12 protein-coding genes, 1 pseudogene and 1 riboswitch are annotated in these 15,269 nt (G+C 63.5%); of the genes and pseudogenes, 8 read left to right on the top strand and 5 right to left on the bottom strand.

What is annotated here, in order from left to right; translation table 11 throughout:
* Positions 1-20 precede the first annotated feature (20 nt).
* Positions 21-2,309 (top strand): 5-methyltetrahydropteroyltriglutamate--homocysteine S-methyltransferase, encoded by a 2,289-nt coding sequence (gene metE, locus B0G83_RS17190; protein WP_105508588.1) that lies wholly within the window; start codon positions 21-23, stop codon positions 2,307-2,309.
* Between the two features lie 19 nt (positions 2,310-2,328).
* A riboswitch (cobalamin riboswitch) is annotated at positions 2,329-2,527 on the top strand.
* A 166-nt stretch (positions 2,528-2,693) separates the two neighbouring features.
* Positions 2,694-4,634 carry a TonB-dependent receptor domain-containing protein gene (locus B0G83_RS17185; protein ID WP_105508587.1) on the top strand — a complete coding sequence of 647 codons (1,941 nt, stop codon included), beginning with the start codon at positions 2,694-2,696 and terminating at the stop codon, positions 4,632-4,634.
* A gap of 115 nt (positions 4,635-4,749) precedes the next feature.
* Here the strand turns inward: B0G83_RS17185 and B0G83_RS17180 are convergent, their stop codons facing one another.
* Both B0G83_RS17180 and B0G83_RS17175 read right to left on the bottom strand, forming a co-directional pair.
* On the bottom strand, positions 4,750-6,864 hold the full coding sequence (locus tag B0G83_RS17180) for a phosphocholine-specific phospholipase C (RefSeq protein ID WP_105508586.1): 2,115 nt from the start codon (positions 6,862-6,864) through the stop codon (positions 4,750-4,752).
* A 27-nt stretch (positions 6,865-6,891) separates the two neighbouring features.
* Positions 6,892-7,077: a hypothetical protein gene (locus B0G83_RS17175; RefSeq protein WP_105508585.1), complete on the bottom strand. Its 186-nt coding sequence runs from the start codon at positions 7,075-7,077 to the stop codon at positions 6,892-6,894.
* Positions 7,078-7,310: 233 nt separating this feature from the next.
* Between B0G83_RS17175 and B0G83_RS17170 the strand changes: the two genes are divergently transcribed.
* The gene (locus B0G83_RS17170) at positions 7,311-7,613 is read left to right on the top strand and encodes a putative quinol monooxygenase (RefSeq protein WP_105508584.1); all 303 of its coding nucleotides are present in this window, start codon (positions 7,311-7,313) and stop codon (positions 7,611-7,613) included.
* Between the two features lie 33 nt (positions 7,614-7,646).
* Here B0G83_RS17170 and B0G83_RS17165 read toward each other — a convergent pair whose 3' ends face one another.
* On the bottom strand, positions 7,647-8,102 hold the full coding sequence (locus B0G83_RS17165; protein ID WP_105508583.1) for a lipoprotein: 456 nt from the start codon (positions 8,100-8,102) through the stop codon (positions 7,647-7,649).
* Between the two features lie 245 nt (positions 8,103-8,347).
* On the opposite strand from B0G83_RS17165, the gene B0G83_RS17160 reads away from it, so the two are divergent.
* Together B0G83_RS17160 and B0G83_RS17155 are read left to right on the top strand one after the other, a co-directional pair.
* Positions 8,348-9,409, top strand: a complete 1,062-nt coding sequence (locus B0G83_RS17160) for a catalase family peroxidase (RefSeq protein WP_105508582.1) — start codon at positions 8,348-8,350, stop codon at positions 9,407-9,409.
* Entirely contained in the window at positions 9,406-9,939 is a 534-nt protein-coding gene (locus tag B0G83_RS17155) for a cytochrome b (protein WP_105508581.1), read from the top strand. The genes B0G83_RS17160 and B0G83_RS17155 overlap by 4 nt, the downstream gene beginning before the upstream one ends.
* A 30-nt stretch (positions 9,940-9,969) precedes the next feature.
* Here the strand turns inward: B0G83_RS17155 and B0G83_RS17150 are convergent, their stop codons facing one another.
* Positions 9,970-10,884 carry a LysR family transcriptional regulator gene (locus B0G83_RS17150; RefSeq protein WP_105508580.1) on the bottom strand — a complete coding sequence of 305 codons (915 nt, stop codon included), beginning with the start codon at positions 10,882-10,884 and terminating at the stop codon, positions 9,970-9,972.
* A 208-nt stretch (positions 10,885-11,092) separates the two neighbouring features.
* Here B0G83_RS17150 and B0G83_RS17145 point away from each other — a divergent pair, with 208 nt between their 5' ends.
* The 3 genes and pseudogenes from B0G83_RS17145 to B0G83_RS39165 all read left to right on the top strand — a co-directional run.
* Positions 11,093-11,959 carry an NmrA family NAD(P)-binding protein gene (locus B0G83_RS17145; RefSeq protein WP_105508579.1) on the top strand — a complete coding sequence of 289 codons (867 nt, stop codon included), beginning with the start codon at positions 11,093-11,095 and terminating at the stop codon, positions 11,957-11,959.
* Positions 11,960-12,159: 200 nt separating this feature from the next.
* The gene (locus tag B0G83_RS17140) at positions 12,160-13,827 is read left to right on the top strand and encodes a cyclic nucleotide-binding domain-containing thioredoxin-disulfide reductase (protein WP_105508578.1); all 1,668 of its coding nucleotides are present in this window, start codon (positions 12,160-12,162) and stop codon (positions 13,825-13,827) included.
* Between the two features lie 51 nt (positions 13,828-13,878).
* Positions 13,879-14,028 (top strand): annotated as a pseudogene (locus tag B0G83_RS39165) (PhzF family phenazine biosynthesis protein); the annotation flags it as partial.
* A 185-nt stretch (positions 14,029-14,213) separates the two neighbouring features.
* Here B0G83_RS39165 and B0G83_RS17130 read toward each other — a convergent pair.
* The gene (locus B0G83_RS17130) at positions 14,214-15,245 is read right to left on the bottom strand and encodes a serine hydrolase (RefSeq protein WP_258167925.1); all 1,032 of its coding nucleotides are present in this window, start codon (positions 15,243-15,245) and stop codon (positions 14,214-14,216) included.
* Positions 15,246-15,269 lie beyond the last annotated feature (24 nt).

The following is a 15,269-nucleotide window of genomic DNA, read 5'->3' as shown; positions in this document are numbered from 1 at the left end:
CATTCACTCAAGGATTCCGCATGGCCCGCACCCACATTTCCGGTTTTCCGCGCATCGGCGCGCAACGTGAACTGAAGTTCGCGCAGGAGTCGTTCTGGCGCGGCGAGTCCGACGACGCCTATCTGCGCGGCGTCGGCAAGGCATTGCGCGCGCGCCACTGGGCGTTGCAGCGCGATGCGAAGCTGGATTTCGTCGCGGTCGGCGATTTCGCCTGGTACGACCCGATGCTGAACTTGACAACCTTGCTCGGCGCGCTGCCGGAGCGCTTCGGTTTCGAACCGGCGACGTTGTCGCTCGCGCAGTATCACGAGCTGGCGCGCGGCAACAAGGCGCAACCGGCGATGGAAATGACCAAGTGGTTCGATACCAACTATCACTACCTCGTGCCCGAGCTCGGTCCCGAGACGACGTTCAATGGCGGCGTCGACTGGTTCTTCGACGAAGTCGACGAAGCGCTGGCGCTCGATTTCGCGGTCAAGCCGGTGTTGATCGGGCCGATCACCTACCTGTGGCTCTCCAAGAGTCGCGTGGCCGGCTTCGACCGCTTGTCGCTGCTGCCGGGACTGGTGATCCGTTACATCCGCATTCTCGATCAGTTGAAAGCGCGCGGGATCGAATGGGTTCAGCTGGATGAACCCGTGCTGTGCCTCGACCTCGACCCGGATTGGCTCGAAGCGTTTGCGGCCGTCTACGACGTGTTGGGCGACGCGGGCGTCAAGGTGCTACTGGCCACGTACTTCGGCACCGCCGCCGACCATGCGCCGCTGGTCGCGCGTTTGCCGGTTCACGGCGTGCATATCGATCTGGTGCGCGCACCGCAACAACTGGACGCGTGGCGTTCGGCGCTGCCCGCGGACAAGGTGTTGTCGGTCGGCGTGATCGACGGGCGCAACGTCTGGCGCGCCGATCTGGGCGAGATCGCGGCTTCGCTGGCAAGCGTGTATGCCGAGCGCGGCGAACGGCTATGGATCGCGCCGTCGTGCTCGCTCGCGCATGTTCCGGTCACGCTCGCCGCCGAGAAGAAGCTCGACGCCGAACTCCGCTCGTGGCTCGCTTTCGCCACCGAAAAGCTCGACGAAATCGGCACGCTGGCGCTGGCGCTGCGCGATCCAGCGGCGACCGAACCGGCACTCGCGGCAGCGGACGCCGCGCTCGACTCGCGACGCAGTTTCGGCGGCGTGTTCAACGTGCTGGTGCAACGGCGCGTCGCCACCATTACCGACGCGATGGCGGAGCGCAAGAGTCCGTTCGCCGATCGTAGCCGCGTGCAGCGTCACGCGTTGAAATTGCCGTTGCTGCCCACCACGACGATCGGCTCGTTTCCGCAGACGCCCGCCATCCGGCAAGCGCGCGCGGCGTACCGGCGCGGCGAACTGCGCGCGCTCGAATACCTCGAGCGGATGCGCGCGGAGACGGCGAGCGTCGTGCGCAAACAGGAAGAACTCGGGCTCGACGTGCTGGTGCATGGCGAAGTGGAGCGCAACGACATGGTCGAGCATTTCGCCGACAAGCTGTGGGGCTACGCGCTCACCGAAAGCGGCTGGGTGCAGAACTACGGCTCGCAGTGCGTCAAGCCGCCGATCATTTACGGCGACGTTTACCGCCCCGAACCGATGATCGTGGACAACGCCTGTCATGCGCAGTCGTTGACCGACAGGTTGGTGAAAGGCGTGTTGACCGGTCCGGTCACGCTGCTCGAATGGTCGTTCGTGCGCGACGACCAGCCGCGCGAGACCACGGCGCTGCAGCTGGCGCTGGTGATTCGCGACGAAGTGGTGGATCTGGAGAAGGCCGGCATCCGCATCATCCAGATCGACGAACCGGCGTTCCGCGAAGGGCTGCCGCTGCGTCAGGCGGACTGGCCCGCGTATCTCGACTGGGCGACCCGCGCATTCCGGATCGCGGCGGGCGGGGTGTCGGACGCGACGCAGATTCACACCCATATGTGCTATTCGGAGTTCAACGACATTTTGCCGTCGATCGCCGCGCTGGATGCGGACGTGATCACGATCGAGACATCGCGCTCCTCGATGGAACTGCTCGACGGCTTCGGCGAGTTCGCCTATCCGAACGGAATCGGCCCGGGCGTGTACGACACGCATTCGTCGCGCGTGCCGAGCGTCGAAGCAATGCAGCGTCTGCTGGAGCGTGCCTGCGAGGTGATTCCCGCCGAGCGCCTGTGGGTCAACCCCGACTGTGGCCTGAAAACCCGTGGCTGGCCCGAGACGGAAGCCGCGTTGACCAACATGGTGCAAGCCGCGAAGGGTTTGCGGCAGCGGCTGGTGGCGTCCGATACCACGAATAATTGACGGACGGCACCGCGAGTCGTTACGCTTGCGCCCTGATGGTTCCCCTGACCGGGATCAAAAGGGAACGCAGTGACGCGCAGCCATGCGCCGAATCTGCGGCTGCCCCCGCAACTGTAAGCGACGAGTTCGCGCCACTCATGACCACTGGGACACCGGGAAGGTCGGCGCGCAACGGCGACTCGCGAGCCAGGAGACCTGCCATCGACCGAGGTCTGCGCAGCCGTATCGGGCGGGGTGTCCCGATGCGCCGGCACCGCTTCATGCGGTCGCTCGTTGCAAGGACAGCCTAACCTCAGGACCTGTCATGTCCACCCGCATTTCTCAAAGCGCTCCACTCGCGGGGGCGTTGTGCCTTCGCCTTTCCGCATCGGGCATTGGCTCACTATGAAGCTCCGTCATCTCCTCATGACGTCCGCCTTGACGGTTTCCGCCATGTCCGCGTGGCAAACCGCTCATGCCGCGGATGACGCGTCGCTGCAGCCCGACGCCCAACAGCCGGCTCAAAGCACGCTGCCGAATATTCTCGTGACGGGCGATACGCAGCATCTGCCGCAATCGTTCGATCAACGCTATGCGTCGACGCAGGTGCTGAACAAGACGGATCTCGACCGCCTGTCGCCGGGCGATCCGAGCATCACGCAGGCGCTGGCTACGCTGCCCGGCGTCACCGTGTCGCAAAACGGCGGCCCGGGCGCCACGGCGGCGGTCAGTATTCGCGGGTCGAGCGGCAGCCAGGTGGCGGTGTTTATCGACGGGATCCGGGTCGGGTCCGCGACGACCGGCCAGGCTTCGTGGGCCGATCTGCCGACCTCCGCTTTCGACCGCGTCGAAGTGATCTCGGGACCGGCGGCTGCTTCGTTCGGCGCGGACGCGGTGGGCGGCGTCGTGCAACTCTTCACGAACCATGCGGCGAATCAGCCTAACCGAACCACGATTTCGGTAGGCGGCGGCTCGAACAAGACGTTCGACACGCAAATCCGCACGTCGGGCAGCATTCCATCCACGGGTCCGCTCTCGGCCTTGTCCGGGTTGACGTATTCGTTGGGCCTGCACGACTACAACACCGCGGGGATCGACGCGACTCAACCTTTCGCATACGGGCACGAGGACGGCCGCAATCCATACCATGCGCAAGACGTGGACGCGCGGCTCGGCTATGCGCGCGACAACTGGTCGATCTCGACCTTCGCGCTGTATCACAAGTCCACGTTCTCCTACGACAACGCCGGCGGCGACAACCAGCAGCTCGATCATCAACTGACGACGGGCATTGCGCTGCACGTCGACATCACGCCGTACACGCAGTTCGACCAGTCGGTCGGCTACGCGAACGACCGCCAGTTCCTCTACGCGAACGACCCGACCCTCGCCACCGATGAAATCGACTCGACGCGTTTCAGCACCTCGACTTCGCTGACGCATCAGGAGCATGGGCATACGCTGTTCAGTCTGCCGTTGTCCGGCGAGACGAAGCTCGCTTACGACTTCTCGCGCGAGCAGGCCTTCCTGCCGATCGATATTCCGTCGGGCGTGCCGACTCGCAACGATTCAGCGGTTTCGCTGCATCAATCGGTCGTGCTCGGAGCGTTCACGCTGTTCCTCGCGGGTCGTCACGAGATCGTGCAAGGGCAGGCGGTCAATACCGGCAACGTCGCGCTCGCTTATGCGATCTCGCCGGTTTATACCGCGCGTGTTTCGTATGGCAACGCGTTCCGCCTGCCGACCTTCAACGATCTGTATTACCCTGGGTTCTCCAACCCGAACCTGTCGCCCGAACGCAGCGACACGGTCGAGGCGGCGCTCGATGCCACCACGTCGATCGGTACGTTCACGGCCGCGTTGTACGACACGCGGGTGCACGATCTCATCACGTACGATCCGGTGACGTTTGCTCCGGTGAACGTAGGCCGCGCGCATATTCAGGGTATCGATCTGTCGTACCGTGGCACGCTTGGCCGCTCGACGCCGGTGAGCCTCGCGATCGGTCTTCTGAATCCGCAGGACGTCACCGACCGCACGTGGCTCAATCGTCGCCCGCGTCAGACGGTTAGCCTGAGCGTGGATCACACGTGGGACGAGTTTCATCTGCACGCGCTGAGCACCGGCGTGACGCTGCTTTACGGCGGCTCGACTTACGACGATCCGGCGAATACGACGTATTTGCCCTCATACGCGACGGTCGGTTTGCGTGCCGCTTATACGGTCAATGCGCATCTGACGTTGTCCGCGTCGCTGTCGAATCTGTTCAATCACACGTACTCGACCGCGTATGGCTACAACACGTTGGGTCGGACGGCATTCGGCAAGCTGGCGTATACGTTCTGATGGTGTTGGCGGTGTGTCGAACCTGAATTGAACACCGCAAAAAAGAAACGTCCGCTACGCACCTCGCGTAGCGGACGTTTCCAATTGAAACTAAAGCAGCGGCTTAGCCGTTAAATCAGATCGCCGTCGTCACCGGCGCGACCGCGGCCGGGTCCGTCATACTCGGCTTGCCGGTTTCGACGTGGCCCGCAATGCGCCGCACCCAGTTCGCGTTCCCCGCGACCGCGAACTGAAAGTCATACCACTGGCTGTTGCACGACAGATCCCAGTGCGCCTCGGCCGTTTTCCCCGCCGGCACGGTCAGCGTTTGCGGCGGCGTGCCGTACGCGATGTCGGTGGCGGTGACGGTCAGCGGCGTCGTTCCCGCGTTGGAGAGCGTGACGTAGACGTTGCCGTTCGCCACGTCGTAGCAGGTCACCACATCCGGTTTCGCCGCGGCATCCGCGACGGCCGTCCCGCCAAAACGCCGGAAGTAGCCGTTCGGTCCGTACACGTTCACCATGTAGTTGCCGTTCGCATCCAGCGTCCACGTGTCGGTCAACTGCTTGCCGGCCTCGACGGTATAGCGACGCGGCATGGCGGTCGGGTCGCCGGTATAGACCCAGAAATGCGCGCCCTGCGTGCCGGTGTTGGCGAACGTCAACGCGTAGCCTTGCGCCTGCAACTGGCCATTCACGTGCAATTCGTACGGCAGCGCGCGCGCCGGTCGCGTGCCGGGTTCCTGCGCGGTCACCAGTTGCTGCGCGGTGCTGGCGGGGGCGGCTTGCGCCGTCGGCCGCGCGCACTGCAGGTCGGCTTGCGAGACGTAGGTCGTCGTGTTCGGCAGGGACGGCACGGTCGAGTCCGACTTCGAGAAGTCGAGCGCGGTGGTCAGGTCGCCGCAGATCGCGCGGCGCCACGGCGAGATGTTGGTTTCCATCACGCCGAAACGTTTCTCGATGAATTGCAGCACCGACGTGTGATCGAACACCTGCGAGCAGACGAAACCGCCCTTCGACCACGGCGACACGACCGTCATCGGCACGCGCGGGCCGAGGCCGTACGGCAGGTTGTCGGCGGTGTACGTGCCGGCCTGGGTCGCGGTCACGACGTTGTGACGTTCGAGCGAAATGTCCACGGTGCTCATGCCCGAGCCCGGCACCGTCGGCGCTTGCGGCGGCACGACGTGATCGAACAGGCCGTCGTTCTCGTCGTACATGATGAACAGGACGGTCTTGCTCCACACGTCGGGGTTCGACGTCAGCGCGTCGAGGATCGTCGAGATGTAGTTGGCGCCATACAGCGGCGTGAATTTCGGATGCTCCGAATACGCGGCCGGCGGCAGCAGCCACGACACTTGCGGCAACGCGTTGGCTTGCACGTCGGCCTTCAATTGCGTCAGCGAGCGCGTGCTCATGCCGCGATTCGCCAGCGACGACCCCGCCGGCGCGTTCACGAAGTTCTTGAAAGCGGCCAGCATGTTGGTGCCGTAATTGCCGGTGAAATTGTCGAAGCCGGTGCCTTGCTGATAGACCTGCCACGAGATGCCGGCCGTTTCGAGCCGCTCGGGGTAGGTGGTCCAGTTGAAAGGCTGCAACTGGATGGCGTCGAACTGGTTGTCGATGTAGTCGGTGTTGTCGAGCAGCGGGCCGCCGCCGGTGGCCAGCGGATCGACCATCCCCGTCATCAGATACATGCGGTTCGGGTGCGTGTTGCCGGGGATCGAGCAGAAGTAGTTGTCGCAGACCGTGAACGCATCGGCGAGCGCGTAGTGGAACGGAATGTCCGCGCGCTCGTGGTAGCCCATCGTCATATTGGTCTTCTGCACCGCCCATTTGTCGGCCCGGCCGCCGTCGATCGCGCCGTGCGTCGTGGCCCACGTATGCGGCAGGCCGCCGATACATTGCGCGTTGATGCCCGGATTGGTGGTGTCGTAGCGGAACGGCGCGATCACCTTGGTCTGATCTTCCTGGCGTGGCTGGAACCACACCGGCTGACCGTTCGGCAGCGTGACGGGAAAGCGGTCGTTATAGCCGCGCACGCCGCTCAGGTGACCGAGATAGTGGTCGAACGAGCGGTTCTCCTGCATGAAGACGACGATATGCTGCACGTCCTGAATCGTGCCGGTGACCGAAGACGGTTCGATGGCCAGCGCCTTGCGAATCGACTCGGGAAACAGCGTGGTAGCGGCTGTCGCGCCGGCAAGTCCTGCGGACAGCTTCAAAAAATCTCGACGGGTTTTGGGGGCCATGCGAAGGACCTAATTGGAATGCCGATGTCAGGAGGCGGGCGCGACGGTGCCCGGAGGACAGCTCATGTGCGTATTGGCGACGGGGGTGTTGCCGCACGCGGATTTCGCCACGGGTGCCGCCGAGGGCGACACGCTATCGCCGCACGCGCCGAGCAGCGCGGTGACGGCAAGCAGGCCGGCGAGCGCGAGTGGACGGAATGCCAAACCCGGCATGAGTGTCTCCATGAAAGTGACTGAGGGGACGCGAGCGCGCGCCGGCGAACGCGGCTCATGGGTGTCCGCGATGCCGAGAAGATAATTTCCAATTATTACGTGCGAGTGTCTCGTGAAAAGAGAGATGTTCTTTTTGACTTCGCGATTGATGAACTGACCTGCTGATCCGTTAACATCAATCCCGTTGTGAGAGCAATGTTCTTTAAAACTATTCGAATGCCAAGGAGAAGTTGATGGCCGAAGAAGTCATGCTGATGATTCTGATTCAAACGAAACCCGGCCGGGGCGCTGAACAACTCGCGGCGTACCGTCAATTGGCGCCGATTGTTCGTGCCGAGGAGGGATGCAGGCAATATGACTTGCACCCAGTTGCGGGCGACGCGGATCGTTTCGTCCTGCTCGAAAAGTGGTCGTCTAAAGAGGCACTGGCGGCGCACGACATCGCCGCCCATATGATCGCGGCGGACGCGCACAGTCCGACGTTCAGAGCCGGACCCGCGACGGTGTTGCAACTTGGGGCGACGAGCGTAGCGTAGGTTCAGCGAAGACCGGCGGGCGGCTCGAGACGCTTACTGACCCGACGCATGCGTCCGGAGAAACGCCACATACCCATTCTGGGCATTAATGATTTTCTCGGCGCATTCGTCATAGTCCGAACCTTGCTCGTTGTCCGGTCCGTACATGTTGCGGCACTGCGCGAACAGGGTGAGCGTCGCGCCCGCGCCCTTCGCGTCGCGGGTCGCCGATAAGGCGACCTTGCCTGAACGGGACGGCACGTCGGTCTCGATCGCGACGGCGTCGGCGCGCGTCACGGACGTGTCGGAATGCTGCTCGATATAGCGTTGCGTCAGCGCCCACGCGGCGTCGCAATTTGCTGCGGTGCAATTGACCGTGGCGTTGCGTTGGGCAGCGCTCAGGCCTGCCTCGTTGTGGAGGAATTGCTGGGCTTGCCGAGCCTGCTTTTCAGCAGACGAGCAAGCCGTGAGAGCTAGCACGGCAAGCGCAAACGTAGCGATCTTTTTCACGAGCGAGACTTCCCTGACGATGGTCGAGCGCGATTATAGCTGTGCGCCGTGGGCGTTCGCGGATTCAGGCAGGACGCCTGGCCACGCAACGAGCGTGACGCGGACGCGGGGGCGTGACGGCGAGGCGTCGAATTGCGACGTGCGCCAACAAGCGGCAATGAATGAGCGCGGTCCACGGATCGATGGCACTATTGTCGTCACCTTGCCGGACTTTCACCCAGCCGAACCCAGATCGGGAGAGATCGATGGCCGACAGACCGACTTCCAGCGCGTCCCCCGTTCGTTCGCTGGTGCTGATTGCCGTTATCGTGGCCGCGCTGGTGGCGGCCTTCGCCTTTACGGCCGGCTGGCTCTCGCCGGGTCGTCTGACGCCCGCCAGGATCGTCAACGGACTGGCGCCTCCCGGCGGTCCAACGCTTGGCTTCCGGCGCAATCATGCGAAGGGCATCTGCTTTACCGGCAGCTTCGAATCGAATGGCGGGGCCGCGACGTTGTCGACGGCGCCGATGCTAGCGGCCGGCTCGTACCCGGTCACCGGCCGTTTCAACCTTGCCACGCCAGACCCCAAGGCGCCGGACGCCGCCGTTCGCGTGCGCGGCCTCAGCTTGCGCATCGTCGCGCCGGGCGGCCGCGAATGGCGCACCGCGATGATCGATGCGCCGTTCTTTGCGGTCTCCACACCGCAAGCGTTCTACGGTCTGCTGCAGGCTTCGGCTAACAAGAAAGACCCGGACGCCATGAAGCATTTCATCGGCGCGCATCCGGAGTTCGGCGCGTTCGTCGCGTGGGCGGGTAGTGCGCCGTGGACGGCGTCGTACGCGGAGGAGCGCTACAACAGCCTCAATAGCTTCATCTTCACGAATGCCGCGGGACAGGACCAGGCGGTGCGCTGGTCTTTCATCCCCGCCGCGCAGCCCGAGCCCGTGCCGCACGATCAGTTGAAAGCGCGCGACGCCGACTTCCTTGCCGCGGACATCACGCAGCGGGTGCACAGCGCGCCGCAACACTGGACGTTGGTCTTCACGCTCGCCAATCCTGGCGATCCGACCGCGGATCCGACCAAGGCGTGGCCGGACGATCGGCGCAAAGTGGAAGCGGGTACGCTGGTGGTCAATGCCATCGAACCCGAGGCCGACGGGCCGTGTCGCGATATCAACTTCGATCCGACGGTGCTGCCGCCCGGCATGCACGTCTCGGACGATCCGTTTCCCGCCGCGCGTTCGGCTGCCTATGCCGTCTCGTTCGACCGGCGGACCGCTGAAGACAAGGACTATCCGCACCATCCGGCGGGAGGAACCACGCCATGAATCCGATCCACGATCGCTTCACACCGCTGCAGCGCGCGCTTCACTGGCTGATGGCCGTTTGCATTCTGGCGATGCTGTTCATCGGTGTCGGGATGGTGTCCACCGTGCGTCCGGATTATCTGTCGCTGGTGTCCATTCACAAACCGCTTGGCATGGTGATTTTCGTGCTGGCGCTGATTCGCATCGTGGTGAGATTGACGCGCGGCGCACCGCCGTTGCCGGCGTCGATGCCGGAGCCGATGAAACTCGCCGCTCATCTGTCGCATCTCGCGTTTTACGTGCTGATGATTGCATTGCCGCTACTGGGGTGGGGCATGTTGTCCGCCGCGGATTATCCGGTGGTGGTGTTTGGGGTTCAGTTGCCTTCTATCCTGCCGCATAGCAATGGACTGCATACGTTGCTGTGGAATGCGCACCGAATCCTCGCACTGTGCTTCTTCGCGCTGATCGTGCTTCATCTGGCGGCGGCGCTGTTGCATGCGCTGGTCAGGCGTGATGGGGTGTTTGAGACGATGGCGCGTTGGCGGTGAGGGGCAGAGAGGCTTGAGTGCGTTTTTGCTCTACCCCGCACCCGTCAACCCAACCATGAAATCCAGAAACACCCGCGTCTTCGCCGGCGTATGGTGCCGCGACGGGTGGTACGCATAAAGCGGGAAGCGCTCGTCCGGCCAGTCCGCGAAAAGCTGGACCAGCCGCCCCTCCTGAATCAGATGTTCGGATCCGAGCAGCAGCATCTGCGCAATCCCGGACCCGGCCAGGCAGGCGTTGATGAGCGCGCTCGGATCGTTGACAGTCAACCGGCCCTTCGTTTCGACAACCAGCTTCTTGCGCTTGCGATGAAACTCCCACGGAAACGGCTTGCCCGTTTCCGGGTTGCGGAACTCCAGGCATCGATGCGTGCCGTTCTCCAGTTCTTGCGGCGCCACGGGGCGCCCACGACGCGCGAGGTACGCGGGCGCCGCGACCGTCACGACCGGCGTGTCGAGCAGCTTCCGCGCGACCAGCGTGGACGAACGCGGCTCGCCGAAGCGCAACGCCAGATCGAAACCGTCCACGATCAGATCGCCAAGCTGATCGCGCGCAATGAATTCGAGTTCGAGTTCGGGGTGTGCATCCATGAATGCGTCGAGCCTCGTGCCGAGAATGATGCGCGACGAGACCGGGTCGAGATTGATGCGCAGTTTGCCGCGCACGATCGTGGCGCCGCCGGTCGCGGAGGCGGCCGCTTCCTCGATGCCTCGTAAGTGCGGCATGACCTGTTCATAGAACCGCCGGCCTTCTTCGGTCAGCGAAACGGAGCGGGTCGTTCGGTTGAAGAGCCGTATTTTCAGCCGCTTCTCGAGTCGCGCGATAGCCCGGCTCACGCCGGGCGGCGACATCCCCATCGAATCCGCCGCGGCGGCGAACGTCCCCGCGTCGACCACGGCGGCGAACACGCCGATCCCGCTGGACAGATTTTCACTGGACGATCTCATCGGCGCTCCGTTCCGGGCATTAAGGCGATCTACCGCGAATTAGTAACTTTGTGTCACCTCACAAGTGTAATTCATGTCATTTAGTTTCTCCTCGCCTTTACCGACAATGCAGTCGAGTAACACGTCGCAGCGCGGGGCGCGTCAGTCGGACGGACCTTCTGAGCGGACCACCCCTGCGCCGGCATTCAATCGGACAAGGAAACCCATCATGTACGCAATCACTGGCATTACCGGCAAAGTCGGCGGCGCGTTGGCACACACGCTGCTTTCGGCCAATCTTCCCGTGCGCGCCGTCGTGCGTGATCCGGCGCGCGCCCAGGCATGGGCCGAGCGCGGGTGCGAGCTGGCGGTCGCCAATCTGGACGACGCCGAGTCGCTCACCGCAGCGTTCGAAGGGGCTACCGGCGTGTTCATCCTGCCGCCTTCGGAATTCGATCCGTCGCCCGGCTTTCCCGAGGCGCGCGTTTTTATCGACGCCGTGAAGACGGCACTTATCGCGGCGCGTCCTGGCAAGGTGGTATGTCTATCGACGATCGGCGCACAAGCCTTTCAATCGAATCTGCTGACCCAGCGCACGATGATGGAACAGGCGCTCGAAACACTGCCGATGCCAGTGACGTTTCTACGTCCCGGCTGGTTCCTGGAAAACGCCGCCTGGGACGTCGCTCCGGCGCGCGATGAAGGCGTGCTGCACAGTTTTCTGCAACCGCTCGACAAAGCGGTTCCCATGGTCGCCACGGCGGACGTGGGGCGCGTCGCCGCGCAGCTGCTGCAAGAGACGTGGAGCGGCAAGCGCGTGGTGGAACTGGAGGGACCGCATCGCGTGAGTCCGAACGATCTTGCCGCGGCGTTCGCCGCGATTCTCGGACGCCCGGTTCATGCCGAGGCCGTTGCACGCGACACGTGGGAGCCGTTGTTCAGAGGGCAGGGTATGAAAGAGCCGATGCCGCGCATCCGCATGCTCGACGGTTTTAACGAAGGCTGGATCGATTTCGAAGGCGACGAAGCCAGCGTGATTAAAGGCCGGGTGACGATGGAGACGGTATTGCGGGAACTGGTGTCGCAAGCCGGCTAAGGCGGCGCGCTTCGCCCGATGCGGGGGCTGGGATTCCAGCCCCCGCATGCGTTTTTGATCAAGGAGGTCGGTTCCTACGGAAAATCAGCGATATCGGCTCTATCGTAGGCCGCAAGCCGAGGTAACCTATCCGTCACTGGATGCAGCATTTCCACGGCAGGGATCGCGTCCTGCCGTGACCCGACTTGACGGAGCCGAGCATGAGCAAAGATTCTTCAGCCCCTCCGGGGGATTTTTCGTTGGGCGGTAGCCGACACCACCAGGTGTACCCCACGCTCGGCGACAGACAACTGGCGATCCTGGAGCGATACGGTGAGCGGCGCAAGCTGAAAGCGAACGACATTCTCTATGCCGAAGGCGAACGGCACACGGCCATGTTCGTGATCCTGTCCGGCACGATCGAGGCAAGTCGAACCTCCGTTCGGGGCACTCAGGTGCTGGGCACGCATGGTCCCGGCAATTTCACGGGCGAGGTCGGCACGCTCGCCGGCCGCGCCGCCGCGGCCAATGCGCGCGCCATCACCGATTGCGAGGTCGTGGTGATCGACGAGGAATCGCTGCGCACGCTCGTGGTGGCCGAAGCCGAACTGAGCGAAACCATCATGCGCGCGTATATCCTTCGCCGGGTCGCTTTCATTCAGGGCACGCATGCCGGTGTGATGGTGATCGGCAGCACGGCGTCCGCCGCGACGCATCATGTGCGGCACTTTCTGAGCCGCAATGGTCAGCCGTCGGCGTACTTCGATATCGTCGAGCATGCCGAGACGAAAGATCTGCTCGCGCGTTATGAGGTAACGGCAGCCGACATCCCCATTGTGGTCACGTCGCAAGGCACGGTGCTCAAACAACCCAGCAACCGGGCTGTCGCCGATGCAATCGGTCTGAGTCCTGACCGCCTGAACGGCGAGTCCTTCGACCTCGTCGTGGTGGGCGCGGGGCCGGCCGGACTCGCGGCCGCGGTATATGCCGCATCGGAAGGACTGAAGGTCGCGGTGCTGGATGTCAAGGCGCCGGGCGGGCAGGCCGGCACCAGTTCGAAGATCGAAAATTATTTCGGCTTTCCGACCGGCATCTCGGGCCAGGCGTTGGCCGGCCGAGGCTTGTCGCAATGCCGCAAGTTCGGCGCCGAAGTGGGCGTGCCGATCGAGGCGTTGACGATCGACTGCGACGACGGCCGGGCCTTTCACATCGGGCTCAACTATGACGAGGTGGTTCACGCGCGTGCTGTCGTGATCGCGACCGGCGCACGTTATCGGAAGCCGGACATCAACCGGTTGGAGGAATTCGAAGGGCGAGGCATTTACTACAGCGCAACCTTCATGGAGGCAGCGCTCTGCACCAACCACGAGGTGATCGTGGTGGGTGGCGGGAATTCGGCCGGACAGGCTGCCGTATTTCTCGCGAAGTTCGCAAAGCACGTGCATGTGGTGATTCGCGGCGAAGGACTCAGTGCAAGCATGTCGGATTACCTGATCCGACGCATCAACGTCGCGTCCAACATCACGATTCATGCGAAGACAACGATCGTCGAGTTGTGCGGCGAGTCGCAACTCGAGGCGATCAAGTGGGACCGGCAGGGACAAATCGAACACCAGTCCGTGCGGCATGTGTTTCTGTTTCTGGGCGCTCAGCCCAGTACCAAGTGGCTCGGCAGTTGCGTCGCGCTGGACAAGGCGGGTTTCGTGCTGACGGGCGCGGCGACCGGCGGCGAATGGAAGGCGGAGCGGCCGCCGCACGATCTGGAGACCAGCACGCCGGGCGTCTTTGCGGCCGGCGACGTGCGCAGCGGCTCCGTCAAGCGGGTGGCGGCGGCGGTGGGCGAGGGCGCGGCCGCGATTCAGGCCGTTCATCAATATCTCGCCAGCTGAGGGCGGTGGCGGGCGGTGGTCAGCCGTCGGCGTGTCGACGCGCTGGCTTGGCGTAACGCGAAATATAGCGAAACGACCTTCGTGTTGCCGCCGCGCGATGCCGCGAATACCGCGTGGGTGCGACTATTCACACCGACTCGCGAGATTCCCTTCGCGGGGCATCCGAACATCGGCACGGCCTTCGTGCTCGCCACTCAGTTGAAAGACGGAGAGAAGGGGGGCGACGCTGTCGCTATGCGTCGCTCAGGGCGTGGACATGGGGCGCCCCAGCACGCTCTTCGCCAGTATCGATTCGCGGGGCGGAGCGTCACAGATTCGTGTGGGCGGGAAGTGCGTCATCGCCATGGAAGGATCGTTTGAACTCGCGAGCGAAGGCTGATTTTGCGTCAGCAATCGCTCTTCACCGCGCCACCGATTGCACGCTCGATGATCGACACGAGTTCGGGTCGGGCGCTGCGAACCGTGGTGAATCCCGATACGGCAAACGCCAGCTCAGGCACGTAATAGACCACTGTTCCCCAGAATCCAGCGTGTGAATAACATACCGTGCCGGCGACCTCGCTGGCGGCGATGCCTAGCCGATAGGTCTCGGCGCCTTCATGCTCGCCTTGCCGAAGCATCTCGACCAGCGTTTTCGGCTTGTCGAACACGCGGCCTTCAAACAGATCCTTCGTCAACGTGGCGAGATCGCGCGCGGATGTGACCAGCCCTCCACCACCGTACAGATCCATGGTGGCGTCGATGTCGGTAACGTCTATGTCGTCGAGGAATTGCCGCGCGCGAGGCTCAATGTCGGATGGCGGCTGTTCGAGTACTTCCCACCATGTCGAGCGTAGTCCCCGTTGTTCAAAGCGCAATGCTTTTCGAACTGCCGCCGCGAGCGTTTCGCCCGTTGTGCGCTCAACGATATCGCCCAGCAGGATATAGCCGGTGTCGGAGTACTGAAACCGGGTGCCGGGTTCGCTTTGCGGTCCGGCGTATTGAGTCGACAAACGGACCTGTTCTTCGCGCGTCCACCGATGCCGCGGCTCGGCGAGCACGGTCCGCATGAAACGCGGATCGTCGCCGTGATCGTAAAGTCCGGCGCTATGTTCCATGAGATGACGCACCGTGATCCGCTCGGTGCGATAGCCGCCGGCGTGCAGCAGCGAGATCAGTCTCGGTGTTGCGACGGAGGCAATCGATGCATCGAGATCGATCTCGCCTTGCTCCCACAGCTTCAGCAGGGTCGCCGCGACAAACGTTTTCGTGTTGCTGGCAATTCGCAGCGGCGTATCGACGGTCAACGGCCGGTTGATCGATGCGTCGGCCATGCCGGCTGCTGCGCCAAACGGTGCCGGCAAGCCGTTGCCTGTGACGAACAACGCCATGGGCGCGCTCGCTGCGCTCAAGTCCGCCACAATCTTTTCTGATTTCAAATGCGTCTCCGTGGTGAAGGCATG

The organism is Paraburkholderia sp. BL21I4N1 (assembly GCF_002973525.1).
Lineage (GTDB): Bacteria > Pseudomonadota > Gammaproteobacteria > Burkholderiales > Burkholderiaceae > Paraburkholderia.
Note: the sequence above shows the minus strand (reverse complement) of the source record. Positions and strands in the feature narration are given on the sequence as shown.